The 24,527-nt window shown below is 70.3% G+C and carries 20 protein-coding genes; 13 read left to right on the forward strand and 7 right to left on the reverse strand.

Annotated features, from left to right (window positions below):
• Positions 1-5: 5 nt before the first annotated feature.
• From AC5WS8_RS14635 to AC5WS8_RS14650, 4 genes are all read left to right on the forward strand, one after another.
• Positions 6-725, forward strand: coding sequence for a YggS family pyridoxal phosphate-dependent enzyme (locus AC5WS8_RS14635; RefSeq protein ID WP_496103801.1), 720 nt, complete (start codon positions 6-8; stop codon positions 723-725).
• A 129-nt stretch (positions 726-854) separates the two neighbouring features.
• Positions 855-1,487, forward strand: coding sequence for a cell division protein SepF (locus tag AC5WS8_RS14640; protein WP_496103802.1), 633 nt, complete (start codon positions 855-857; stop codon positions 1,485-1,487).
• 52 nt (positions 1,488-1,539) lie between these two features.
• Positions 1,540-1,830: a YggT family protein gene (locus AC5WS8_RS14645; protein WP_103839876.1), complete on the forward strand. Its 291-nt coding sequence runs from the start codon at positions 1,540-1,542 to the stop codon at positions 1,828-1,830.
• Positions 1,831-1,882: 52 nt separating this feature from the next.
• A complete protein-coding gene (locus tag AC5WS8_RS14650) occupies positions 1,883-3,028 on the forward strand; it encodes a DivIVA domain-containing protein (RefSeq protein ID WP_496103803.1) in 1,146 nt (381 codons plus the stop codon).
• 206 nt (positions 3,029-3,234) lie between these two features.
• Here AC5WS8_RS14650 and ileS read toward each other — a convergent pair whose 3' ends face one another.
• Positions 3,235-6,381: an isoleucine--tRNA ligase gene (gene ileS / locus AC5WS8_RS14655; protein WP_496103804.1), complete on the reverse strand. Its 3,147-nt coding sequence runs from the start codon at positions 6,379-6,381 to the stop codon at positions 3,235-3,237.
• Positions 6,382-6,991: 610 nt separating this feature from the next.
• Here ileS and AC5WS8_RS14660 point away from each other — a divergent pair.
• The 6 genes from AC5WS8_RS14660 to AC5WS8_RS14685 all read left to right on the forward strand — a co-directional run bounded on the left by AC5WS8_RS14660 (position 6,992) and on the right by AC5WS8_RS14685 (position 12,404).
• On the forward strand, positions 6,992-8,620 hold the full coding sequence (locus tag AC5WS8_RS14660; RefSeq protein ID WP_496103805.1) for a TraR/DksA family transcriptional regulator: 1,629 nt from the start codon (positions 6,992-6,994) through the stop codon (positions 8,618-8,620).
• 77 nt (positions 8,621-8,697) lie between these two features.
• Entirely contained in the window at positions 8,698-9,318 is a 621-nt protein-coding gene (gene lspA, locus AC5WS8_RS14665) for a signal peptidase II (RefSeq protein WP_496103806.1), read from the forward strand.
• 62 nt (positions 9,319-9,380) lie between these two features.
• Complete coding sequence (locus AC5WS8_RS14670) at positions 9,381-10,325, forward strand: RluA family pseudouridine synthase (protein ID WP_496103807.1); 945 nt, start codon at positions 9,381-9,383, stop codon at positions 10,323-10,325.
• Positions 10,322-10,798, forward strand: coding sequence for a GNAT family N-acetyltransferase (locus AC5WS8_RS14675; RefSeq protein WP_496103808.1), 477 nt, complete (start codon positions 10,322-10,324; stop codon positions 10,796-10,798). Before AC5WS8_RS14670 ends, AC5WS8_RS14675 begins: the two co-directional genes overlap by 4 nt.
• Positions 10,799-10,882: 84 nt before the next feature.
• On the forward strand, positions 10,883-11,590 hold the full coding sequence (locus tag AC5WS8_RS14680; RefSeq protein ID WP_496103921.1) for a cation:proton antiporter domain-containing protein: 708 nt from the start codon (positions 10,883-10,885) through the stop codon (positions 11,588-11,590).
• A 73-nt stretch (positions 11,591-11,663) separates the two neighbouring features.
• Positions 11,664-12,404 (forward strand): SDR family NAD(P)-dependent oxidoreductase, encoded by a 741-nt coding sequence (locus tag AC5WS8_RS14685; protein WP_496103809.1) that lies wholly within the window; start codon positions 11,664-11,666, stop codon positions 12,402-12,404.
• Between the two features lie 10 nt (positions 12,405-12,414).
• Here the strand turns inward: AC5WS8_RS14685 and AC5WS8_RS14690 are convergent, their stop codons facing one another.
• Positions 12,415-13,524: a mechanosensitive ion channel family protein gene (locus AC5WS8_RS14690; RefSeq protein WP_496103810.1), complete on the reverse strand. Its 1,110-nt coding sequence runs from the start codon at positions 13,522-13,524 to the stop codon at positions 12,415-12,417.
• Positions 13,525-13,626: 102 nt separating this feature from the next.
• Between AC5WS8_RS14690 and AC5WS8_RS14695 the strand changes: the two genes are divergently transcribed.
• Positions 13,627-14,208, forward strand: coding sequence for a dienelactone hydrolase family protein (locus AC5WS8_RS14695; protein ID WP_496103811.1), 582 nt, complete (start codon positions 13,627-13,629; stop codon positions 14,206-14,208).
• A 22-nt stretch (positions 14,209-14,230) separates the two neighbouring features.
• On the opposite strand, the gene AC5WS8_RS14700 is transcribed toward AC5WS8_RS14695, so the two are convergent.
• The 4 genes from AC5WS8_RS14700 to AC5WS8_RS14715 form a co-directional block, all read right to left on the reverse strand.
• On the reverse strand, positions 14,231-15,892 hold the full coding sequence (locus AC5WS8_RS14700) for an alkaline phosphatase D family protein (protein ID WP_496103812.1): 1,662 nt from the start codon (positions 15,890-15,892) through the stop codon (positions 14,231-14,233).
• Positions 15,893-15,998: 106 nt separating this feature from the next.
• Positions 15,999-16,811 (reverse strand): DsbA family protein, encoded by an 813-nt coding sequence (locus AC5WS8_RS14705; RefSeq protein WP_496103813.1) that lies wholly within the window; start codon positions 16,809-16,811, stop codon positions 15,999-16,001.
• Between the two features lie 76 nt (positions 16,812-16,887).
• Positions 16,888-17,574, reverse strand: a complete 687-nt coding sequence (locus tag AC5WS8_RS14710; protein ID WP_496103814.1) for a hypothetical protein — start codon at positions 17,572-17,574, stop codon at positions 16,888-16,890.
• Positions 17,575-17,643: 69 nt separating this feature from the next.
• Complete coding sequence (locus AC5WS8_RS14715; RefSeq protein ID WP_496103815.1) at positions 17,644-18,969, reverse strand: DUF2252 domain-containing protein; 1,326 nt, start codon at positions 18,967-18,969, stop codon at positions 17,644-17,646.
• Positions 18,970-19,255: 286 nt separating this feature from the next.
• Between AC5WS8_RS14715 and dnaE the strand changes: the two genes are divergently transcribed.
• Entirely contained in the window at positions 19,256-22,792 is a 3,537-nt protein-coding gene (gene dnaE, locus AC5WS8_RS14720; RefSeq protein ID WP_496103816.1) for a DNA polymerase III subunit alpha, read from the forward strand.
• A 126-nt stretch (positions 22,793-22,918) separates the two neighbouring features.
• Here the strand turns inward: dnaE and AC5WS8_RS14725 are convergent, their stop codons facing one another.
• The gene (locus tag AC5WS8_RS14725) at positions 22,919-23,098 is read right to left on the reverse strand and encodes a hypothetical protein (RefSeq protein ID WP_496103817.1); all 180 of its coding nucleotides are present in this window, start codon (positions 23,096-23,098) and stop codon (positions 22,919-22,921) included.
• 221 nt (positions 23,099-23,319) lie between these two features.
• Between AC5WS8_RS14725 and AC5WS8_RS14730 the strand changes: the two genes are divergently transcribed.
• Positions 23,320-24,525: an NYN domain-containing protein gene (locus tag AC5WS8_RS14730; protein WP_496103818.1), complete on the forward strand. Its 1,206-nt coding sequence runs from the start codon at positions 23,320-23,322 to the stop codon at positions 24,523-24,525.
• The last annotated feature ends 2 nt before the right edge of the window (positions 24,526-24,527 follow it).

A 24,527-nucleotide genomic window follows, 5' to 3' on the forward strand; every position in this document is an offset into this window, starting at 1 on the left:
GGGGCATGACGGACCGTAAGGATCAAATCGCGGCGAACCTCGCGAAAGTGGAGGAACGCATCGCCGCAGCCTGCGCGGCCGCCGGCCGGGGGCGCGAGGAGGTGACCCTGATCGTGGTCACCAAGACCTACCCCGCCTCCGATGTGCGGGTTCTCTCGGAACTCGGCGTGCGGCACGTCGCCGAGAACCGCGACCAGGACGCCGCCCCGAAGGCGGCGGAATGCTCGGATCTGCCGCTTACATGGCATTTTGTCGGTCAGTTGCAGACCAACAAAGTGCGATCTGTGGTCGGTTACGCGGATATCGTGCAGTCCGTCGATCGCTCCAAGCTGGTGACGGCCCTGTCCAAGGAGGCCGTACGGGCCGGGCGCGAGGTGGGCTGTCTCCTCCAGGTCGCGCTCGACGCGGGGGAGGGCGGCCGGGGGGAGCGCGGAGGCGTGGCACCCGAAGGAATCGAAGAGTTGGGCGACCTCGTCGCGAGTGCGCCGGGATTGCGGCTGGACGGTCTGATGACGGTCGCGCCGCTCACGGGTGAGTACGCGGGGCGTCAACGGGCGGCGTTCGAACGGCTCATGGATTTGTCGACCGACCTGCGCAGGGCACATCCGGCTGCCACCATGGTCTCGGCAGGAATGAGTGCGGACCTCGAGGAGGCCGTTGCGGCCGGGGCGACACATGTGCGCGTCGGCACTGCGGTACTCGGAGTCCGCCCCAGGCTCGGGTAACGTCGCCAAGAAGTCGGACCACAGCAGAAAATATGGTCATTACCGCTGATAGGCGGGTGTAACGACCTCGTGGATCGCGGGCACTTGGCAGTCGTCAGCCGATCCACCACAGAGCGGAGGACTCAGAGCATGGCCGGCGCGATGCGCAAGATGGCGGTCTACCTCGGCCTCGTGGAGGACGATGGGTACGACGGCCGGGGATTCGACCCCGATGACGACTTCGAACCCGAGCTCGATCCGGAGCCGGAGCGGGACCGCAGGCGGCATGAGCCGACGCACCAGGCACTTCATTCCCAACGGGACGAATCGGTACGCGTGGTGCAGCCGCCGGCGCCGCGCGATCCCGTGTCCCCCTCCGCTTCGCTGCCCGCGGAATCCGGACGCCCCGCCCGCATCGCGCCCGTGGCATCCATCACACAAGAACGCCAGAGTCTGGAGAAGAACGCACCGGTGATCATGCCCAAGGTCGTGTCCGAACGAGAGCCGTACCGGATCACCACGCTTCACCCCCGGACCTACAACGAGGCCCGTACCATCGGGGAACACTTCCGTGAGGGCACTCCTGTGATCATGAATCTGACTGAGATGGATGACACAGATGCGAAGCGACTTGTCGACTTTGCGGCCGGTTTGGTGTTTGGTCTTCACGGCAGCATCGAGCGGGTGACGCAGAAGGTGTTCCTGTTGTCGCCTGCTAACGTCGATGTCACGGCGGAGGACAAGGCCCGCATCGCAGAGGGCGGGTTCTTCAACCAGAGCTGAGACGCACCACCGGAAAGACGGCACGGGAGCAGGGGAGAGGGAAGCGCGGACCATGGGCGTGTTCCTACAGGTTGTCTACATCGCGCTGATGTGCTTCCTCGTCGTGCTGATTTTCCGACTGGTCATGGACTACGTGTTCCAGTTCGCCCGCTCATGGCAACCCGGCAAGGCGATGGTGGTCGTTCTGGAGGCCACCTACACTGTCACCGATCCACCGCTGAAGCTTCTGCGGCGGTTCATCCCGCCGCTGCGTCTCGGGGGCGTGGCGCTCGACCTGTCCTTCTTCGTACTGATGATCATCGTCTACATCCTGATCTCGATCGTGGGCAGCTTCGCGAGGTGAATGTGGACGATACGGTCTTGCCGACTGCCGATGACTACGTTGAGGTGAAGACATGCCGCTGACCCCCGAGGACGTTCGGAACAAGCAGTTCACGACCGTCCGCCTCCGAGAAGGCTATGACGAGGACGAGGTCGATGCCTTCCTCGACGAGGTCGAAGCCGAACTGACCCGCCTGCTCCGGGAGAACGAGGACCTGCGCGCCAAACTGGCCGCCGCCACTCGTGCCGCCGCGCAGAACCAGCAGAACATGCGCAAACCCCCGGAGGACCAGAACCCGCAGCACCAACAGCAGGGCATGCGCGGTCCCGGGGCTCCCGTTCCCGCCGGGATATCGGGCCCGCCGCAGCAGCAGATGGGCGGCCCCATGGGTGGCCCGCCCCAGCTGCCGAGCGGTGCCCCGCAGCTGCCGGCCGGCCCCGGCGGCGGTCAGGGTGGTCCCCAGGGACCGGGTCCGATGGGTCAGGGTCCGATGGGTCAGGGGCCGATGGGTCAGGGGCCGATGGGTGGCCAGCCCCCGATGCAGCAGCAGATGGGTGGCCCCATGGGCGGTCCGATGGGCGGCCCCATGGGTGGTCCGGGCATGCCCGGCCAGGGTCCCGGCGGCGACAGCGCCGCGCGCGTCCTCTCGCTGGCGCAGCAGACCGCCGACCAGGCGATCGCCGAGGCCCGTGCCGAGGCGAACAAGATCGTCGGCGAGGCCCGCAGCCGCGCCGAGGGTCTGGAGCGTGACGCCCGTGCCAAGGCGGACGCCCTGGAGCGGGACGCGCAGGAGAAGCACCGTGTCGCGATGGGCTCCCTGGAGTCCGCCCGCGCCACGCTGGAGCGCAAGGTCGAGGACCTGCGCGGCTTCGAGCGCGAGTACCGCACCCGCCTGAAGTCGTATCTGGAGTCGCAGCTGCGCCAGCTGGAGACGCAGGCCGACGACTCGCTGGCCCCGCCGCGCACCCCGGCCACGGCCTCCCTGCCGTCGCCGTCGGCGCCGTCGATGGCCCCGGCCGGCGCGAGCGCCCCGTCGTACGGCGGCAACCAGACGATGGGCGGCGGCCCGGCTCCGTCCGCTCCGTCCTACGGTGGCCAGCAGCAGATGTCCCCGGCGATGACCCAGCCGATGGCGCCGGTCCGCCCGCAGGGCCCGTCGCCGATGGGCCAGGCGCCCTCGCCGATGCGCGGGTTCCTCATCGACGAGGACGACAACTGAGGCTCGTGGAGACGCCGTAGGCGTCGGCAGCGTTCAGGGCGGGGCCCCGGATCTCGGTCCGGGGCCCCGCCCTTTCGTGTGGCATCTCTTTCGTGCGAAGCCTTGGCGCTCGTGTTCGGAGCGGCGATCGGCTGTGCGTGCGGACGCAACGCCGAAGGCCCGGGCCCACCGAGATTTTTCGGCGGGCCCGGGCCTCCGGGTGAGCCTTACGCCTTGCGCAGGCGGAAGGCCAGGGACAGACCCTCGTCCGTGAACGGCTCACCGTAGGCCTCGTCCGCCTCGCCCTGGGCGAAGTCCGTGGCGAGGACCTCGTCCGCGATCAGACCCGAGTGCTCGCTCAGGGCGGCGATGACCGCCGGGTCCGTCGCGGTCCAGCGCAGCGCGATGCGGTCGGCGACGTCCAGGCCGCTGTTCTTACGGGCCTCCTGGATCAGCCGGATCGCGTCACGGGCGAGGCCCGCCTGCCGCAGCTCCTCGGTGATCTCCAGGTCCAGGGCGACCGTCGCACCCGAGTCGGACGCCACCGACCATCCCTCGCGCGGGGTTTCGGTGATGATCACCTCGTCGGGGGCGAGGGTGACGGTCTCGCCGTCGACCACCACCGACGCCGTGCCCTCGCGCAGCGCCAGGGACAGCGCCGCGGCATCGGCGTTCGCGATGGCCTTGGCCACGTCCTGGACGCGCTTGCCGAACCGCTTGCCCAGCGCGCGGAAGTTCGCCTTCGCCGTGGTGTCCACCAGGGAACCGCCTACCTCGGAGAGCGACGCCAGGGACGAGACGTTCAGCTCCTCCGTGATCTGGGTGTGCAGCTCCTTGTCCAGGGACTCGAATCCTGCCGCCGCGACCAGCGCACGCGAGAGCGGCTGACGCGTCTTGACACCCGACTCCGCGCGCGTGGCCCGGCCCAGCTCCACGAGCCGGCGCACCAGCAGCATCTGCTGCGAGAGCGCCGGGTCGATCGCCGACAGGTCCGCCTCCGGCCAGGACGCCAGGTGCACCGACTCCGGGGCGCCCGGGGTCACCGGCACGATCAGGTCCTGCCACACCCGCTCGGTGATGAACGGAGTGATCGGCGCCATCAGCTTCGTCACCGTCTCCAGGACCTCGTGCAGCGTGCGCAGCGCGGCCTTGTCACCCTGCCAGAAGCGGCGGCGCGAGCGGCGGACGTACCAGTTGGACAGGTCGTCGACGAACGCGGACAGCAGCTTGCCGGCCCGTTGGGTGTCGTACGCCTCCAGCGCCTGCGTCACCTGGTCGGTGAGCGCGTGCAGCTCCGACAGCAGCCAGCGGTCCAGGACCGGACGGTCGGCCGGGGCCGGGTCGGCCCCGCTCGGCGCCCAGGCCGAGGTGCGGGCGTACAGGGCCTGGAAGGCGACCGTGTTCCAGTAGGTGAGCAGGGTCTTGCGCACCACCTCCTGGATCGTGCCGTGGCCCACGCGGCGCGCCGCCCACGGGGAGCCGCCGGCCGCCATGAACCAGCGGACCGCGTCCGCGCCGTGCTGGTCCATCAGCGGAATCGGCTGCAGGATGTTGCCCAGGTGCTTGGACATCTTGCGGCCGTCCTCGGCGAGGATGTGGCCCAGGCACACCACGTTCTCGTACGACGACTTGTCGAACACCAGGGTGCCGACCGCCATCAGGGTGTAGAACCAGCCGCGGGTCTGGTCGATGGCCTCGGAGATGAACTGCGCCGGGTACCGGGACTCGAACAGCTCCTTGTTCTTGTAGGGGTACCCCCACTGCGCGAACGGCATCGAGCCCGAGTCGTACCAGGCGTCGATGACCTCCGGCACGCGCGTGGCGGTCTTCCCGCAGCCCTCGTGCGGGCAGGCGAAGGTGACCTCGTCGATGTACGGACGGTGCGGGTCCAGCTCGGACTGGTCGGTGCCGGTCAGCCCGGTCAGCTCCGCGCGGGAGCCGACACAGGTGAGGTGGTCGTCCTCGCAGCGCCAGATCGGCAGCGGGGTGCCCCAGTAGCGGTTGCGGGACAGCGCCCAGTCGATGTTGTTGTTCAGCCAGTCGCCGTAGCGGCCGTGCTTGACCGTCTCCGGGAACCAGTTGGTCCTCTCGTTCTCCTCGAGGAGGCGGTCCTTGATCGCCGTGGTGCGGATGTACCAGGACGGCTGCGCGTAGTAGAGGAGCGCGGTGTGGCAGCGCCAGCAGTGCGGGTAGCTGTGCTCGTAGGGGATGTGCTTGAAGAGCAGGCCGCGCTGCTGGAGGTCGGCGGTGAGTTTTTCGTCCGCCTTCTTGAAGAAGACGCCGCCGACCAGCGGGACGTCCTCCTCGAAGGTGCCGTCGGGGCGCACCGGGTTCACCACCGGCAGGCCGTAGGCGCGGCACACCTTCAGGTCGTCCTCACCGAAGGCGGGGGACTGGTGGACCAGACCCGTGCCGTCCTCGGTGGTGACGTACTCGGCGTTGACCACGTAGTGGGTGCCGTCCGGGGTCCGGGGGAACTCGACGAGCTCGAACGGACGCTGATACGTCCAGCGCTCCATCTCGGCGCCGGTGAAGGTCTGGCCGGTGGTCTCCCAGCCCTCGCCGAGCGCCTTGCCGACGAGCGGCTCGGCGACGACGAGCTTCTCCGCGCCGTCCGTCGCGACGACGTAGGTGACGTCGGGGTGGGCGGCGACCGCGGTGTTGGACACCAGCGTCCAGGGGGTCGTCGTCCACACCAGGAGCGCGGCCTGGCCGGCCAGCGGACCGGAGGTGAGCGGGAAACGGACATAGACCGACGGGTCGATGACGGTCTCGTAGCCCTGCGCGAGCTCGTGGTCCGACAGGCCCGTGCCGCAGCGCGGGCACCAGGGGGCGACGCGGTGGTCCTGGACCAGCAGGCCCTTGTCGAAGATCTCCTTCAGCGACCACCAGACGGACTCGATGTACGTCGGGTCCATGGTGACGTACGCGTCGTTGAGGTCGACCCAGTAGCCCATGCGGGTCGTCAGCTCTTCGAAGGCGTCGGTGTGGCGGAGCACGGACTCGCGGCACTTGGCGTTGAACTCGGCGATGCCGTACGCCTCGATGTCCTGCTTGCCGCTGAAGCCGAGTTCCTTCTCGACCGTCAGCTCCACCGGGAGGCCGTGGCAGTCCCAGCCCGCCTTGCGGGCCACGTGGTAGCCGCGCATGGTGCGGAAGCGCGGGAAGACGTCCTTGAAGACGCGGGCTTCGATGTGGTGGGCACCCGGCATGCCGTTGGCCGTGGGCGGACCCTCGTAGAACACCCATTCGGGGCGGCCCTCGGACTGCTCCAGGCTCTTGGCAAAGATCTTCTGCTCGCGCCAGAAGTCGAGCACCGCGTGCTCGAGCGCGGGCAGGTCGACCTGGGCGGGCACCTGGCGGTACTGCGTCATCGATCTTCCTCCGGCGGACGTGCTGCCTTCCGTCGGAGGGACGAGAGCCGGGAATTGCGGACATTCCCCGTACGCCGTGTGCGGCGCGCTCCCGCGGTACCACCCTCCTTGGCCCCCGGTGCGCCGTACGCGCCGGTGAGCCCCCTCATTGGGATCGCGAAGCCGGTTCTACTGACCCCTCACGGCTCACGCTGGGGCGTTCTTCCGGCGGCTCCGGGGTGATCTTCACGTCGCGCTCGCCCCCGGGCTCACACCGTCCCCGGGTCGCTCTGGGCTGCGTACGCCGCTACTCGTCCCCATCCACGCTTTTCGCTCCGCCCAGTGTACGGCGCCGCACGGACGGCGGCCGACCGGTTTTCCCGCTCCGGGTCCGGCGGCGCGGCGGGTCTGCGGGTGACCCGAATGGCGAGACGGCGGTCTGACGGATTCGGGGAGCGGGGGCTCGGCGGATTACCGGCCGGAGAGCTGGGCACAACGGATGCAGGCTCGCCGCGGGGCACGCGCGTGGCGGGCGATTCGCGGGCGTGCCCCGTTGCCGCGGGCCAGAAGTCGATTTATCGTCCCAGCACGATTCGCGCGCAATATCACAATATGTGAAGGGGCCGCGGCCATGGTGGCGAAGAAGACCGCCGTACAGCAGTCGGCGTCCGGCAGAACCACGGGTGCGGCTGTCTCCGGCGCTGTGGCGGTCACGGACGTGGACGGCAGGGTGATCCCCCGAGCGGCGGGGGCGGGGCGGACGGTCGGGAGGGCCGGACGGCTCGGCCTCATGGGCGGGCCGGGCGCGGTGAGGGCGACGGCCGGCGCGACGGGCGAGCGGACCAGGGGGAGAACAGCCTCCAGCAGGGCGACCGCCGAGCGGGCCGGCGCCCGGCGGACGGCGTCGAAGGCGGCACCCTCGAAGAAGGTCCCCGGGAAGGAGGGCGACCCCGAGCGGCGGGCGGCGTCGAAGTCGGCGCCCGGCAAGGCGACGGCGACCGGCGGCGTCGCCGGGAAGACGGCGGCGAACAGGAGCGCCGCCTCGAGGAAGGCGGATGCGAAGAAGTCCGTCACCGGCAGGGCGACGGCCGGGAGGACCCCGCCCAAGGGAGCGGAGGCCAAGGAGTCCGTCCCGAAGAAGGCCGCGGTGACCGGCGCCGTCACCGAGGAGGAGGCGGAGAGCCCCGGCGCGGCCGCGAGGAAGACAGCTGTGAAAAAGACAGCGGTGAAGAAGACGGCCGAAAGGAAGGCGGTGGCGAAGAAGACCACCGCGAAGAAGGCGGTGGCGAAGACCACCGCCCAGGAGGCACCGGCCAAGAAGGAGGCACCGGCCAAGAAGGCGGCGGCGAAGAAGGAGGCGGCGGCGAAGAAGGCGGCACCGGCCAAGAAGGCGGCGGCCGCCCCGAAAGCCGCCCCGGAGAAGGAGGCGGCCAAGAAGTCCGTCATCAAGAAGGCGGCAACCAAGGGTGTCGCTGCCAGGAAGGCGGCAGCACCCGGCACTGTTCCCGAGAAGGCGGCGGCGAAGAAGGCGGCGCCCGGCAAGGAGGCTGCGGTGACCAGCACCGTCGCGAAGAAGGCGGCAGCGAAGAAGGCCGCTGCCAAGAAGACGGCGGCCAAGAAGGCCGCCGACAAGGCGGCCCCTTCCAAGGCCGCTGCCGAGAAGAGCGCCGCGAAGAGCGGCACCACGAAAAGCACCCCCACGAAGAGTGCGGCCAAGAAGAGCACGGCCAAGAAGGCGAGCGAGGTCGAGGCCGCGAAGCAGACGGGAGCCACGACGGTGGTTGCGAAGAAGACTCCTGCGACGGCCACGGCGGACACGGACCCCACCGCGGTCCCCAAGGCGAGGATCGCCGCGGCCGAGCCCGGCGACCTGGCGGTGCGCCCCGGAGAGGCCCCGTGGACTCCCGAGGAGGTGACCGAGGCGCGCGCCGAGCTGGAGTCCGAGGCCACGCGGCTGCGCGGCGAGATCGACGCCTCCGAACAGGCGCTGGTCGGCCTGATGCGCGACTCCGGGGACGGTGCCGGCGACGACCAGGCGGACACCGGCACCAAGAACATCACCCGTGAGCACGAGATGGCGCTCGCCCACAACGCCCGGGAGATGCTCGAACAGACCGAACACGCCCTGGAACGCCTCGACGCCGGCACCTACGGCCTGTGCGAGAGCTGCGGCAACCCCATCGGCAAGGCCCGTATGCAGGCCTTTCCGCGCGCCACCCTGTGCGTGGAATGCAAGCAGAAGCGGGAACGCCGCCCGTGAGCCCCGCCTGAACACGTGATCCGGTGCGTTGGTGTCGTAGTCTCGTCCCGTCAGGGCACCTAGGTTGAGGGATTCACGTGGCAGAGGCGGAGCGCATCATCGGTACGCCGGACATCCCAGAGGCGGCCGGCCCGGAACAGTCCGACGGGCGGGCCCCGGCCGAGGGTTCCGGAGCCCACGGGCCGGGTTCCGGCGCCGCCGAGCGCCCGAGGGGCAGGCGCCGCATCGCGGTCCTGTTCGCGGTTGCCGCCTTCGCGTACGCCCTCGACCTGGTCAGCAAGCTGATCGTGGTGGCGAAGCTGGAGCACCACGAGCCGATCGAGATCATCGGGGACTGGCTGAAGCTCGAGGCGATCCGCAACCCGGGTGCGGCCTTCGGCTTCGGCGAGGCCTTCACCGTGATCTTCACGGTGATCGCGGCGGCGGTGATCGTGGTGATCGTCCGGCTCGCCCGCAAGCTCTACAGCCTGCCCTGGGCGATCGCCCTCGGTCTGCTCCTCGGCGGCGCGCTCGGCAACCTCACCGACCGGATCTTCCGCTCTCCGGGCGTCTTCGAGGGCGCGGTGGTCGACTTCATCGCGCCCAAGCACTTCGCCGTCTTCAACCTGGCCGACTCCGCGATCGTCTGCGGCGGCGTCCTGATCGTGCTGCTGTCCTTCCGCGGCCTCGACCCGGACGGCACCGTCCACAAGGACTGACGGCGCCGGGTTGTCCACAGGCTCGTACCAGGGCGCACGGAGCCGTCCGGCATACTCGACGGGTGAGCACGCTTCCCGAGATCCGTACCCTGCCCGTGCCCGACGGCCTGGAGGGCGAGCGCGTCGACGCCGCCATCTCCCGCATGTTCGGCTTCTCCCGCACCAAAGCCGCGGAGCTGGCCGCCGCGGGCAAGGTGCAGGTCGACGGTGCGGTGGTCGGCAAGTCGGAGCGGGTGCACGGCGGCGCCTGGCTCGAGGTCGAGATGCCGCAGGCGCCCGCGCCGGTGCAGGTGGTCGCCGAGCCGGTCGAGGGCATGGAGATCGTGCACGACGACGAGGACGTGGTCGTGATCGTCAAGCCGGTCGGCGTGGCCGCGCACCCCAGCCCCGGCTGGACCGGCCCGACCGTGATCGGCGGCCTCGCCGCGGCCGGCTACCGGATCTCCACCTCCGGCGCCGCCGAGCGCCAGGGCATCGTGCACCGCCTGGACGTGGGCACCTCCGGCCTGATGGCGGTGGCCAAGTCGGAGTACGCCTACACGTCGCTCAAGCGCCAGTTCAAGGAGCGCACGGTCGACAAGCGCTACCACACGCTGGTCCAGGGCCACCCCGACCCGACCAGCGGCACCATCGACGCCCCCATCGGCCGCCACCCCACCCATGACTACAAGTGGGCGGTCACGGCCGACGGCAAGCCCTCCGTCACGCACTACGACCTGCTCGAGGCGTTCCGCTCGGCGTCCCTGCTCGACGTCAAGCTGGAGACGGGGCGCACCCATCAGATCCGCGTCCACATGGCCGCCCATCGGCACCCGTGCGTCGGCGACCTGACGTACGGGGCGGACCCGACGCTCGCCAAGCGGCTGGGCCTGACCCGCCAGTGGCTGCACGCCGTGCGGCTCGGCTTCGAGCACCCGGCGGACGGACGGTGGGTGGAGTTCGAGAGCGCCTACCCCGCCGACCTGCAGAAGGCGCTGGACAAGGTGCGTGAGGAGAGCTGGGCATGAGCGCGGGGAACGCCGGTTACGTCGTGCGGATCGCCGAGCGCCCCGCCGACCGCGAGGCGTGCTTCGCGGTCCGCAAGGAGGTCTTCGTCGCCGAGCAGGGCGTGCCCGAGGACATCGAGTACGACGCCTACGACGCCGATGCCCTGCACGTCCTGGCCGTGCGGGAGGACGGCGTCCCGCTCGGTGCGGGCCGGCTGCTGTACGGCGAGGCGGCCGCCGCCAAGAACGGCGGCGACGCGTCCGTGGGTTCGCTCGGGCGGCTCGCCGTGACACGGCAGGCGCGCGGGCTGGGTGTCGGGGCGGCGCTGGTGCGGGCCATCGAGGACGCGGCGCGTGCGCGTGGTCTGTCGGCGGTGGACCTGCACGCGCAGACCCAGGCGCTGGGCTTCTACGAGCGCTTGGGCTACTCGGCGTACGGGCCGGAGTTCCCCGACGCGGGGATACCGCACCGATCGATGCGGCGCTCTCTGTAGTGAAGCGGGAGAAACCGGTGAGACGGGGGAAATGGCAGGCTTGAGGCCTGCTGTGTGAACGTCGAACCTTCCGGAGCGCTCACCGTGGACCAACTGGCCCTGCTCGTGCTGCTGTTGCTCGGGGCCGTGGTGAGCGTCCCGGTCGGGGACCGGCTCCGGCTGCCGGCGCCGGTGCTGATGACCCTGCTCGGGATCGTGCTCGCCCTGCTCGACTTCGTGCCCAACGTCAACATCCCGCCCGGGCTGATCCTGCCCGCGCTGCTGCCGCCGCTGCTGTACGCGGCGGTGCGTCGCACGTGGTGGCGGCAGTTCGCGGCGAACAAGCGGCCCGTCTTCCTGCTGGCCGTCGCGCTGGTGTTCGTCACCACCGTGTGCGTGGCCGCCGTCGCCCACGAGGTCGTGCCGGGACTGCCGGTCGCCGCGGCGGTGGCGCTCGGCGCCCTGGTCGCGCCGCCCGACCCGCGTCAGCATGTGCCGGCGGTCCGCGCGCCCGAGGCGGCGAAGCGCCGGCTGAAGGAGATCGAGCAGGTCGAGGAGCTGCCGGACGAGCTGTCCGAGCAGCTGCTGCGGCGTGCCTTCGACATCGGCGCCCGGATCAGCCCCGCCCTCGGGGACGAGGAGCGGCGCGAGGCGTACGAGCAGCGGGCCCGGCGCGTCAAGCGGCTGCGCAGGATCCACGGGGAGATGCTGAGCGCGGCACACGAGGTGCCGGCGACGCGCAGCGAGCCCGGTGCGGACCCGGAGATCGTCGACCGGGTGCTGCGCCGGCTGGACGTCCGCAGCCTGCGCTGACACCGGCCTTTGGGACCGCGACCCGCCCGGCGGACGACTGCCCCACCGGAAGCGGCTTTTGTACGATCGGATCATGACGCGCAACGTGGTGATCAGTGGCGGTGGCACGGGGATCGGGCTCGCGGCGGCGCGGGCCTTCGCCGCGGACGGGGACCGCGTGCTGCTCCTCGGACGCCGGGCGGAGGTGCTGGAGAAGGCCGATGTGCCCGGGGCGCTCACCTACGCGGCCGACCTGAGCGATCCGCACGCCGTGCGCGGGGTGGCCCGGTTCGTGGCCGACGAGCTGGGCACCGTGGACGTCCTCGTCAACAACGCGGGCGGCAGCGGACGTCTGGAGCCCAGGGCCGACACCGAGGACCCGCTCGAAGCCGTGGCGCACACCTGGACCGTCAACTTCCGGCTGAACGTGCTGACCGCGACCCTGCTCACGGAGGCCCTGCGGGACCGGCTCGCCTCCCCCGGCGGGCGCGTGCTGTTCCTCAGCTCCATCGCCGCCTACCGGGGCTCCGGCAGCGGCGCGTACGCCGGGTCCAAGGCCGCCCTGCACCCCTACGCCTTCGATCTGGCCCGGGAGGTGGGGCCGCGTGGCATCACGGTGAACGTGGTCGCGCCGGGCTACATCGAGGACACCGAGTTCTTCGGCGGCGCCATGGAGCCGGAGCGGCGCAGGCAGCGCATCGCGGAGACGTCGACCGGCCGCGCCGGTACGCCCGGCGATGTCGCGGCGACCCTGCACTGGCTGGCGTCGCCCGGCGCCCGCCACATCACCGCGCAGGTGATCCAGGTCAACGGCGGTGCCGAACGCGGACGCTGACGCGGGCAGGTCAGCCCCGGCCCGCCCGCTGCTGCTCGTACGCCTTGTGGAACCGTCCGTCGCGCGAGGAGTGGCCGTTCCAGCCGGGCGGAGGTATCGCGCTCGCCGTGTTGACCCGCGGCAGCGCGTAGGGGTGCTCCTCGGAGAGCCAGCGGATGAGCTCCTCGCGCACCGTGACCCGGACCGTCCAGACGTCGTCCGCGTCCTTGGCGGTCACCAGCGCCCGCACCTGCATGGTGGTGGGCGTGGAGTCGGTGACCTGCAGGCCGTAGGCACGGCCGTCCCAGGCCGGGCAGTGGCGCAGGATGTCGCGCAGCTTGTCGCGCATCGCCTCCACGGGCGCGGTGTGGTCGACGTGGAAGTAGACGGTGCCGGTCATCTGGGCGCTGCCGCGCGACCAGTTCTCGAAGGGCTTGGAGGTGAAGTAGGACACCGGCATGGTGATCCGCCGCTCGTCCCAGGTGCGCACGGTCAGGAACGTCAGGGTGATCTCCTCGACCGTTCCCCACTCGCCGTCCACGACCACCGTGTCGCCGAGCCGCACCATGTCGCCGAACGCGATCTGCAGCCCGGCGAAGAGGTTGGAGAGCGTGGACTGCGCGGCTACACCGGCGACGACGCCGAGGATGCCGGCCGAGGCCAGCAGGGAGGTGCCGGCCGCCCGCATCGCCGGGAACGTCAGCAGCATCGCGCCGACCGCCACCACCCCGACGATCGCGTACACCACCCGCATGATCAGCGTGACCTGGGTGCGCACGCGCCGGACCCGGGCCGGGTCGTGGTGGGCGCGGGCGTAGCGGCTGTACGTCGTGTCGACCACGGCCGCCGCGATGCGGATCACCAGCCAGGCCGCGGAACCGATCAGCACCAGGGTGAGCGTCCGGCCGATGCCGACCTGATGGGCCCGGAGGACCGTCACCTGGCCGTAGGAGCCCCTCAGCAGGGCCACGCACAGCACGAGCTGGTAAGGGATGCGGCCGCGGCGCAGCAGCCCCCACAGGGGCGTCTCGGGGTGCCGGGCGTTCGCCTTGCGCAGCAGGACGTCCGTGCCCCACCCGATGAGCAGGGTGAGTCCGACCGTGCCGCCGACGACGATCACCGGGCGCAGTACGTTCTCCATCCCTGGAACGTAACCACTGGGGCTCGCCTGAACCTGTGGCCAAGAACACCCGGGCGCTCGGACACGTACGGCGTTGTCCGTCCCGGCCGGCACCATGGCCTCATGAACATCATGCTCTTCCACTCGACGTACGGGCTGCGGCCGGCCGTGCAGGCCGCGGCCGACCGGCTCCGCTCCGCCGGGCACGAGGTGTGGACACCCGACCTGTTCGACGGCCGCACCTTCGAGACGGTCGAGGAGGGCATGGCCCACAAGGACGAGATCGGGAAGGAAGAGCTGCTCAAGAGGGCCGTCCTGGCCGCCGCCCCCTACTCGGAGCGAGGGCTCGTGTACGCGGGCTTCTCACTTGGCGCCGCCACCGCGCAGACCCTGGCGCTCGGCGACCACAAGGCGCGCGGGCTGCTGCTGCTCCACGGCACCTCGGACATCGCCGCGAACGCCTCGGTGGACGCGCTGCCGGTCCAGCTGCACGTCGCCGAGCCGGACCCGTTCGAGACGGACGACTGGCTCAGTGCCTGGTATCTGCAGCTGGGCAGGGCGGGCGCGGACGTGGAGATCTACCGTTACGCCGGCGCGGGCCACCTCTACACCGACCCGGACCTGCCGGACTACGACGAGGAGGCGGCCGAGGCCACCTGGCGGGTGGCGCTCGGCTTCCTGGACAGCCTGGAGCCGTCCTCGTGAGGGGCCGGAGGCGCTACGGGGGCTACACGGGGTCGTACGTCCGCTCGACCTTCTGTGTACCGCTGAGCGTGCGGTAGGACCGCTCCCAGGAGGAGGTGGCGCTCGCCTGCGTACGGTCGGACAGGACGTAGTAGTCCATCTGCGCACGCTCGACGGTGATGTCCAGTACGCCGTAGCCGTGGCGGTCGGTGTCCACCCAGTGCACATGCCGGTTGGCCACGCGGATGACCGGCGCGGCCACCGCCGAGACGGTGCCCTCGGGGACCTTGACGATGTCGTCGAGGTTGTCGGAGGTGACCGAGGTGACCACGAACTCGGTGGCGGCGGAGGGGGAGAGCGGGTAGGTGCCCGCGTCGACGGGGACGTCGTTGGCCCACGCCATATGGATGTCACCGGTCAGGAACACGGTGTTCCGGATCGCGTTGTCCCGTAGATGGGCGAGGAGTTCACGGCGGTCGTCGGTGTAGCCGTCCCACTGGTCGGTGTTGACGGCGATGCCCTCCTGCGGCAGTCCGAGGAGCTTGGCGAGCGGCTTCAGCAGGTCCGCGGAGAGCGAGCCGATGACGAACGGCGCGATCATCACGGAGTTGCCGACCAGCCGCCAGGTGGTGTCGGACGCCTTGAGGCCCGCCTTCAGCCAGTCGAGCTGGGCGCGGCCCGTGATCGTACGGTCCGGGTCGTCGACGGAACCGCTGCCCGTGGACGCCTGCTGTGAGCGGAACGAGCGCAGGTCGAGCAGGGAGAGGTCGGCGAGCCTGCCGAAGCGCAACCGGCGGTAGGTGGTGCCCTCGATCGCCGGGCGGACCGGCATCCACTCGAAGTACGCCTGCTTCGCCGCCGCCTTGCGGGCCGTCCAGGTGCCCTCGGCGCCCTCGGTGTGGTTGACCGCGCCGCCCGACCAGGCGTTGTCGGCGAACTCGTGGTCGTCCCAGATCGCGACGACCGGCGCCTTGGCGTGCAGGGCCTGCAGGTCGGGGTCCGTCTTGTACTTCGCGTGCCGGACACGGTAGTCGACGAGCGTGATGATCTCGTTCGCCGGGGCGTGCGGGCGCACCACCGTGCCGCGGGCCGCGTACTCGCCGGTCTTGTACTCGTAGATGTAGTCGCCCAGGTGCAGCCAGGCGTCCAGGTCGTTGCGGGCGGCCAGATGCCGGTACGCGGCGAAGTAGCCGGCCTCCCAGTTGGCGCAGGAGACCACGCCGAAGCGCAGGCCCGGCACGGCGGCGTCGGCGGCCGGCGCGGTGCGGGTGCGGGCGACGGGGGAGCCGGTGCCGCCCGCGTCGAAGCGGAACCAGTAGTCCGTGGCCGGTTCGAGCCCCCGGACGTCGGCCTTCACGGTGTGGTCGGAGGCGGCGGTCGCGGTGACGGACCCCTTGGCGACGACGGCCGTGAACGCCTTGTCCTTGGCGAGCACCCAGTTCACCTCGGTGTCGGGACCGAGCCCGGAACCCGGAGTCGCCTCCTCGGTGGGCGTCACCCGGGTCCACAGCAGGATGCCGTCGGGCAGCGGGTCGCCGGAGGCCACGCCGTGCAGGAAGGCCGGTGTGCCGACGGCGGCCCGGGCGGGAAGGGCGGCGGCGAGCGGGGCGCCCAGAACGGCCGTCGCCGCCGCGGCCTTGACGACCGTACGACGGCGCGGGGAAAGGGAGTTGCTGCTCTCGGATGATCTGTGTCGACTGGTCACGGCCGAGCACACTACTGACCAGTACGCGCAAAGAGCGGGCGAACTCGGAAAGTTCGCCCGCTCTTCTTCTACCGGACCGCTCGGGTCCTCCCGTGGAGTGGGACCGTCACGCCTTCAGCGCGTTGTCGATCGCCGTGGTGAAATCGGCCACGGTCATCGGCGCGTTCTGCCCGTCCGGACCGGTCAGCTTCTTGCCGTCCATCTTCAGGGTCGGCGTGCCCTGGACCCCGCTCTTGTTGAAGACGTCGGACATGTCCAGCGCCCACTTGTCGTAGGTGCCGTCCTTCACGGCCTTCTGGAACGCCGCGTTGCCCTTCAGGGCGGGGACGGAGTCCGCGACCTTGATCAGGTAGCTGTCGTCCTTGAACTTGTCCTCGGTCTCCTCCGGGTGCCACTTCGCCGAGTACAGCGCGGTCTTGTACTCCAGGAACGCCTCGGGGCTGACGTTCAGCGCGGCGCCCAGGGCGCTCAGGGCGTTCTTGGAGCCCTCGCCCTGGGTGTTGGTGTCGATGAACGTGGCACCGACGTACTGGATCTTGAACTTGCCCTCGTCGAGGTCCTTCTTGACGGTCGAACCGACCGTCTGCTCGAACTGGGCGCAGATCGGGCAGCGCGGGTCCTCGTACATGACCAGGGTCTTCTTGGCGCTGCTCCTGCCGACGACCACGGTGGTGCCGTTCGGACCGGAGGTGTTCGCCGGCGCGACGAGCTTGTCGCTCTTCGCGGCCTCCCAGTGGCTGGGCTTGTTGTTCTGCACGACGGCGTAGCCGACGCCGCCTGCGATGGCGAGCACGGCGACGACCGACCCGGCGACGATCAGCTGCCGCTTGACCTTGTCGCGCTTGGCCTGCCGCTCGCGCTCGGCGCGCAGCCGCTCACGGGCCGCCGTCTTCGCAGCCTGGCTGTTCCGCTGGCTCATGGGTGAATCTCCTGTGGGACGCGCACTGTCGTGCGCGGAGTCGAAAGGGTGGACTGGTCGTGCTCGGGGGTCTCGCTCAGATCAGGGCGAGAGAGCACGGCGGTCCACGCCGTCCCGGGGAGTGCACGAACAGGCGGGTGCGCAGGGCGACGATCCGGGGCGCGGGGCGCGGCACCCGACGGGCCGGCGCGAGCCGTACCGTCACCGCGGCGACCGCGAGCAGCAGCGGCCGGAACGTGGTCGCGGCGACCGCGCCGAGCAACTGGACCAGCGCCCGCTCGCCGCGGCGCAGCCAGGCGGCGGCCAGCAGCCCCACGCTCACATGGGCGGCGAGCAGCAGCCAGGCGGTCGCCGGGTCGGCGTGCGCCAGGAGCGCCGCGATCCGGTCGCTGCCGGTGCCGGTGACCCGGCTGAGCGGGGTGCCCACGCCGCCGCCGCTGCACAGCACGTCCAGGCCCACCGAGCGCAGCGGGCCGGTGACCGGGCCGCCCGCCCTGCCGTAGCAGGCGTGCTGGCCTGTGGTGAAGACCGTGTCCGCGGTCAGCTCCAGCGGCACCAGCAGCGCGGCGATCTTTCCGAAGCCGCGCTCACGGCCTGCCAGCGCGTACGCGACGACGAAGACGGCGGCGGCTGTGGCGGCCACCGTCCCCGCCGGCAGGGGGACCTCGGACAGCAGCACGTGCGACGCGGTGCTGAGGGTCACGACCAGTGTCGTGAACAGCGCCGCGCGTACGGCTCTGAGGCGGGTCCCGGATATGTCCATAGCAGTGGAGAGTGTGTCATGCGGTCCGGTAAGAGACCACTAAAGGTTTGCCGTGCCGGGCCCGTCCCGTCACAGACCCGGAATGCGGCCGTTGCGGAAGAGGTCCAGGAAGATCTGGTGGTCCGCACGCGTGCGTGCTCCGTAGGTGTGCGCGAAGTCCACCAGCAGGCCCTCGAAGCCGTCCTCGTCGGCGGCGATGGCCGCGTCGATGGCCCGCTCCGTGGAGAACGGCACCAGGGACTCGCCGGAGGTGTCGTCCGCCGCCGCGTGCATGGCGGCCGTGGCGCGGCCCAGGTCGGCGACGACCGAGGCGATCTCCTCCGGGTCGTCGATGTCGCCCCAGTCCAGGTCCACCGCGTACGGCGACACCTCGGCGACCAGCTGGCCCGCGCCGTCCAGTTCGGTCCAGCCCAGCCACGGGTCGGCGTGCGCCTGCAGGGCGCGCTGGGAGATCACCGTGCGGTGACCCTCGTGCCGGAAGTACTCGCGGATCACCGGGTCCGTGATGTGCCGGGAGACGGCCGGGGTCTGGGCCTGCTTGATGTAGATCACGACGTCGTTCTCCAGGGCGTCGCTGTGGCCCTCGAGGAGGATGTTGTACGACGGCAGGCCGGCCGAGCCGATGCCGATGCCGCGGCGGCCCACGACGTCCTTCACGCGGTAGGAGTCCGGGCGGGCCAGGGACGTCTCCGGCAGCGTCTCCAGATAGCCGTCGAAGGCCGCGAGCACCTTGTAGCGGGTGGCCGCGTCCAGCTCGACGGAGCCGCCGCCCGGTGCGAAGCGGCGCTCGAAGTCACGGATCTCGGTCATCGAGTCCAGCAGACCGAAACGGGTCAGCGAGCGGGCGTCGCGCAGCGCGTCCAGCAGCGGGCCCTGGGCGGTGTCCAGGGTGAAGGGCGGCACCTCGTCGCTCTTGGCACCCGTGGCCAGGGCGTGGACGCGCTCGCGGTAGGCCGCGGCGTAGATGCGCACCAGCTCGGTGATCTGGTCGTCGCTGAGCGCCTTGGCGTACCCGATCAGCGCCATGGACGCGGCGAAGCGCTTCAGGTCCCAGGTGAAGGGGCCGACGTACGCCTCGTCGAAGTCGTTCACGTTGAAGATCAGGCGGCCCGTGGCGTCCATGTAGGTGCCGAAGTTCTCGGCGTGCAGGTCACCGTGGATCCACACCCGCGAGGTGCGGTCGTCCAGGTACGGGCCGCCGCGCTTGTCCGCGTCCAGGTCGTGGTAGAAGAGGCACGCCGTGCCCCGGTAGAACGCGAACGCGGAGGCCGCCATCTTGCGGAACTTCACGCGGAACGCGGCGGGGTCGGCGGCGAGCAGCTCGCCGAAGGCGGTGTCGAAGACGGCGAGGATCTCCTCACCGCGTTGCTCGGCGCTGAGCTGCGGAACCGACATCGCTGGGTGCCTCCTGAGACGGATGGTGCGTGATCTTCGAGGGCTGATCTTCCCCCACATTCCCTCCCGCCAACGACCGGCGGGGTGGGGGAGTGCCCACGTTTTCTCCGCATGAAGGTACGCGCCGCGGCCCGCGGAGTGTCAGTGCCGAGGCATAGACTTCGACGCTGTCCCCCAGACTGTCCGAGGCCGGTGGGGCCCCTGTCGACGTACGCCCGCCCGTCGCCGGACCACCGCCCCTGAACGAGGCGCTGCGCGCCACACTTGCATATTGGAGGCCCGAACCGTGTCCAAGCCGCCGTTCACGCACCTGCACGTCCACACCCAGTACTCGCTGCTGGACGGTGCCGCGCGGCTGAAGGACATGTTCAACGCGTGCAACGAGATGGGCATGACCCACATCGCCATGTCCGACCACGGCAACCTCCACGGGGCGTACGACTTCTTCCACTCCGCGAAGAAGGCCGGAATCACCCCGATCATCGGGATCGAGGCGTACGTCGCCCCCGAGTCCCGGCGCAACAAGCGCAAGATCCTCTGGGGTCAGCCGCACCAGAAGAGGGACGACATCTCCGGCTCCGGCGGTTACACCCACAAGACGATGTGGGCGGTGAACAGGACCGGCCTGCACAACATCTTCCGCCTGTCCTCCGACGCGTACGCCGAGGGCTGGCTGCAGAAGTGGCCCCGCATGGACAAGGAGACCATCGCGCAGTGGTCCGAGGGCATCGTGGCCTCCACCGGCTGCCCCTCGGGCGAGGTGCAGACCCGGCTGCGCCTCGGCCACTTCGACGAGGCACTGAAGGCCGCCGCCGACTACCAGGACATCTTCGGCAAGGACAAGTACTTCCTGGAGCTGATGGACCACGGCATCGAGATCGAGCGCCGGGTCCGCGACGGCCTGCTGGAGATCGGCAGGAAACTCGGCATCCCGCCGCTTGTCACCAACGACTCGCACTACACGTACGCGCACGAGGCCTCCGCCCACGACGCCCTGCTGTGCATCCAGACGGGCAAGAACCTCTCCGACCCGGACCGCTTCAAGTTCGACGGCACCGGCTACTACCTGAAGTCCACCGAGGAGATGTACGCCATCGACTCCTCGGACGCCTGGCAGGAGGGCTGCGAGAACACCCGGCTGATCGCGGAGATGGTCGACACCGAAGGGATGTTCCTCAAGCGCGACCTCATGCCGAAGTTCGACATCCCCGAGGGGTACACCGAGGTCACCTGGTTCCAGGAGGAGGTCCGCCGCGGCATGGAGCGCCGCTACCCGGGCGGTGTCCCCGAGGACCGCCAGAAGCAGGCCGAGTACGAGATGGACGTCATCATCCAGATGGGGTTCCCGGGCTACTTCCTCGTGGTCGCCGACTTCATCATGTGGGCCAAGCGCCAGGGCATCGCGGTCGGCCCCGGCCGAGGCTCCGCCGCGGGCTCGATCGTCGCCTACGCCCTCGGCATCACCGACCTCGACCCCATCCCGCACGGTCTGATCTTCGAGCGGTTCCTCAACCCCGAGCGCATCTCGATGCCCGACGTCGACATCGACTTCGACGAGCGCCGGCGCGTCGAGGTGATCCGGTACGTGACGGAGAAGTACGGCGCCGACAAGGTCGCCATGATCGGCACCTACGGCACCATCAAGGCCAAGAACGCGATCAAGGACTCCGCGCGCGTGCTGGGCTACCCGTATGCGATGGGCGACCGCATCACCAAGGCCATGCCCGCGGACGTCCTCGGCAAGGGCATCCCGCTGTCCGGCATCACCGACCCGAGCCATCCCCGCTACTCGGAGGCGGGCGAGGTCCGGTCGATGTACGAGAACGAGCCGGACGTGAAGAAGGTCATCGACACCGCACGCGGCGTGGAGGGCCTGGTGCGGCAGATGGGCGTGCACGCGGCCGGTGTGATCATGTCCAGCGAGACCATCACCGAGCACGTCCCCGTCTGGGTGAGGCACACCGACGGCGTGACCATCACCCAGTGGGACTACCCGAGCTGTGAGTCGCTCGGCCTGCTGAAGATGGACTTCCTGGGCCTGCGCAACCTCACGATCATGGACGACGCCGTCAAGATGGTGAAGGCCAACAAGGGGATCGACATCGATCTCCTGAGCCTCCCGCTCGACGACCCCACGACCTTCGAGCTGCTCCAGCGCGGCGACACCCTCGGCGTCTTCCAGTTCGACGGCGGCCCCATGCGCTCGCTGCTGCGGCTGATGAAGCCCGACAACTTCGAAGACATCTCCGCCGTGTCGGCCCTGTACCGCCCGGGCCCGATGGGCATGAACTCCCACACCAACTACGCGCTGCGCAAGAACGGGCAGCAGGAGATCACGCCGATCCACCCCGAGCTGGAGGAGCCGCTCAAGGAGGTCCTGGACGTCACCTACGGCCTGATCGTCTACCAGGAGCAGGTGCAGAAGGCCGCCCAGATCATCGCCGGCTACTCGCTCGGCGAGGCCGACATCCTCCGCCGCGTGATGGGCAAGAAGAAGCCCGAGGAGCTGGAGAAGAACTTCGTCATCTTCCAGGCGGGCGCCCGCAAGAACGGCTACAGCGACGAGGCGATCCAGGCTCTGTGGGACGTGCTGGTCCCGTTCGCCGGCTACGCGTTCAACAAGGCGCACTCGGCCGCGTACGGCCTGGTCTCCTACTGGACCGCGTACCTGAAGGCGAACCACCCCGCCGAGTACATGGCCGCGCTCCTCACCTCGGTGAAGGACGACAAGGACAAGTCGGCCGTCTATCTGAACGAGTGCCGTCGCATGGGCATCCGGGTGCTCCCGCCGAACGTCAACGAGTCCGAGTCCAACTTCGCCGCGCAGGGCGACGACGTGATCCTCTTCGGCCTCTCCGCCGTGCGCAACGTCGGCGCGAACGTCGTCGAGTCGGTCATCCGTTGCCGCAAGGCCAAGGGGAAGTACACGTCCTTCCCGGACTACCTGGACAAGGTCGAGGCGGTCGTCTGCAACAAGCGGACGACGGAATCGCTCATCAAGGCCGGCGCCTTCGACTCCCTCGGCCACACCCGCAAGGGCCTGATGGCGCAGTACGAGCCGATGATCGACAACGTGGTCGCGGTCAAGCGCAAGGAGGCCGAAGGCCAGTTCGACCTCTTCGGCGGGATGGAGGAGGAGAGCAGCGAGCCCGGGTTCGGCCTCGACGTCACCTTCACCGACGAGGAGTGGGACAAGACCTATCTGCTCGCCCAGGAGCGGGAGATGCTCGGTCTGTACGTCTCCGACCACCCGCTGTTCGGCCTCGAGCACGTGCTGTCCGACAAGGCGGACGCGGGCATCGCCCAGCTCACCGGCGGCGAGCACGCGGACGGAGCGGTCGTCACCATCGGCGGCATCATCTCGGGCCTGCAGCGCAAGATGACCAAGCAGGGCAACGCGTGGGCGATCGCCACGGTCGAGGACCTCGCGGGCTCCATCGAGTGCATGTTCTTCCCGGCGACCTACCAGCTGGTGTCCACCCAACTCGTCGAGGACGCCGTGGTGTTCGTCAAGGGCCGCCTCGACAAGCGCGAGGACGTGCCGCGGCTGGTCGCGATGGAACTGATGGTTCCGGACCTGTCCAACGCGGGCGCCAACGCGCCCGTGGTGCTCACCATCCCGGCCACGCGGGTCACCCCGCCGATGGTGAGCCGCCTGGGCGAGATCCTCAGCCAGCACAAGGGCGACAGCGAGGTGCGGATCAAGCTCCAGGGACCGCGCAAGACGACGGTCCTGCGCCTGGACCGCCACCGGGTCAAGCCGGATCCCGCGCTCTACGGCGACCTCAAGGTCCTGCTCGGCCCGTCCTGCCTGGCCGGGTGATCACCCGGCGGCGGGCTGATCACCCGGCGCCACACAGCCGACAAGGGGCGCACCCGATGACGGGCGCGCCCCTTTTTGCGCGTCGGCCCTCGCGCGCGGGCCTCGGCACCAGTCCTCGGGCGGGCGTCAGTTGTGGCCGAAGCTCTTCTGCTTCTTACGGGTGGCGTCCGCCGGGCTGCCCGGCGCCTGCGCCATCGGAGACGCGTGCGCCTCCGCCGCGGGCCGCTGGGTGTGCTCCTGCGCCTGCTCGGCCTTGGGGGAGCGGTTCTGCGGGCCGGCTTGCTTGCGGTTCTTGTTCTTGGCCATGGTGATGCCTCCTGTGGGGGACTAGGGGCCAGGGCCGCGACCAGATTCACACACGCTGACATCAATCGCATGTCGGACAATTACCCTGCGTGACACCGTCCTTCGCGAGCCGGCCCCCCGATACGCCACGCCGAAGATCGAGTTCGGGCCGTTAACCTCACCGCCGTCGGGCAGACTCGAAGCAAGCCCGAAGCAAACCTCCCGGAAAGAGGGTGGATCGCGTGGACCGCTGCATCGTCCTGGTGGACGCCGGGTATCTGCTCGGGGCTGCCGCCAGCCTCCTCGCCGGGGAACCCTCGAGGTCCCGGATCACCGTCGACCACGCCGCCCTCATCCAGGGACTGCGAGAACGCGCCGAGGACGACACCGGGCGGCCACTGCTGCGCATCTACTGGTTCGACGGCGCACCGGACCGCGTACCCCAGCCGGAGCACCGCCGACTGCGGGTGATGCCCCGGGTCACCGTGCGCCTCGGCGCGCTGACCCGCAGCGACGGGCGGTGGGCGCAGAAGGGCGTCGACGCCGCGATGCACGCCGAGCTGACCGAGCTGGCCCGCAACCGCGCCTGCTCGGACATCGTGCTCGTCACCGGCGACGGAGACCTGCTGCCGGGCATGATGGCAGCCAAGGAGCACGGGGTCGCCGTGCACCTGTGGGCCGTGCAGGCCGCGGACGGCGACTACAACCAGTCCGAGGACCTGGTCGCCGAGGCCGACGAGCGACGCGTGCTCGACCGGGCGTGGATCACCCGGGCCGTGCGACCCAAGGAGCTGGGCGGGGTGTGCGCGCCGCCGCCCGCGCCCCGTCCGGAGATCGCCGCGATCCTTTCCGCGCCCCTGCCCGAGTCGGCCCTCACCGCCGCCGCGGAGCGGCCCGCCGCGGAGCAGGACCACGTCCCGGCGGTCGCCTCGCGCAACGGCGCGCAGGAGCGGGTGCCGGTCACCAAGGGCGTACCGACCCCGAAGGACCTCGCGGCGCTGCGGACGTCGCAGACCGCGCAGCAGCCCGCCGGGGCGACGCTGCGCTGGTCGTCCGACAAGGGCTGGGTGGACCGGCCCGTCGCGGCCGAGTCGCCGGAGGCCGCCTCGCTGCCGACGCTGGCGCTGCTGACGACCGCCGAGCAGCGGTGGGCCGACCGGGAGGAGGACATCACCACGGTCGGCGGCGACCCCTACGAGGTGGGGCAGGTCTTCGCCCGGCGGTGGATCTCCCGCCTCGCCGACCCCTCCCACCTGCAGAAACTGTCGACCATGTATCCGCGGGTGCCGCACCGCATCGACGGTGAGCTGCTGCGGTACGCGGCCCGCTTCGGCCTGCTCGCCCACAAGGACGACCAGATCGACGAACACGACCGGTATGCGATCCGGGCTGGCTTCTGGCGGGAGATCGACCAGCGCACGGCGGCGGAGACGCCCCCCGGCGAATGAGA

The organism is Streptomyces sp. PTL18 (assembly GCF_059510295.1).

Coding starts and splice junctions, on each gene's coding strand:
- AC5WS8_RS14635 (WP_496103801.1), top strand. CDS start 6: ATGACGGACCGTAAGGATCAAATCGCGGCGAACCTCGCGAAAGTGGAG.
- AC5WS8_RS14640 (WP_496103802.1), top strand. CDS start 855: ATGGCCGGCGCGATGCGCAAGATGGCGGTCTACCTCGGCCTCGTGGAG.
- AC5WS8_RS14645 (WP_103839876.1), top strand. CDS start 1,540: ATGGGCGTGTTCCTACAGGTTGTCTACATCGCGCTGATGTGCTTCCTC.
- AC5WS8_RS14650 (WP_496103803.1), top strand. CDS start 1,883: ATGCCGCTGACCCCCGAGGACGTTCGGAACAAGCAGTTCACGACCGTC.
- ileS (WP_496103804.1), bottom strand. CDS start 6,381: ATGACGCAGTACCGCCAGGTGCCCGCCCAGGTCGACCTGCCCGCGCTC.
- AC5WS8_RS14660 (WP_496103805.1), top strand. CDS start 6,992: ATGGTGGCGAAGAAGACCGCCGTACAGCAGTCGGCGTCCGGCAGAACC.
- AC5WS8_RS14675 (WP_496103808.1), top strand. CDS start 10,322: ATGAGCGCGGGGAACGCCGGTTACGTCGTGCGGATCGCCGAGCGCCCC.
- AC5WS8_RS14685 (WP_496103809.1), top strand. CDS start 11,664: ATGACGCGCAACGTGGTGATCAGTGGCGGTGGCACGGGGATCGGGCTC.
- AC5WS8_RS14690 (WP_496103810.1), bottom strand. CDS start 13,524: ATGGAGAACGTACTGCGCCCGGTGATCGTCGTCGGCGGCACGGTCGGA.
- AC5WS8_RS14695 (WP_496103811.1), top strand. CDS start 13,627: ATGAACATCATGCTCTTCCACTCGACGTACGGGCTGCGGCCGGCCGTG.
- AC5WS8_RS14705 (WP_496103813.1), bottom strand. CDS start 16,811: ATGAGCCAGCGGAACAGCCAGGCTGCGAAGACGGCGGCCCGTGAGCGG.
- AC5WS8_RS14710 (WP_496103814.1), bottom strand. CDS start 17,574: ATGGACATATCCGGGACCCGCCTCAGAGCCGTACGCGCGGCGCTGTTC.
- AC5WS8_RS14715 (WP_496103815.1), bottom strand. CDS start 18,969: ATGTCGGTTCCGCAGCTCAGCGCCGAGCAACGCGGTGAGGAGATCCTC.
- AC5WS8_RS14725 (WP_496103817.1), bottom strand. CDS start 23,098: ATGGCCAAGAACAAGAACCGCAAGCAAGCCGGCCCGCAGAACCGCTCC.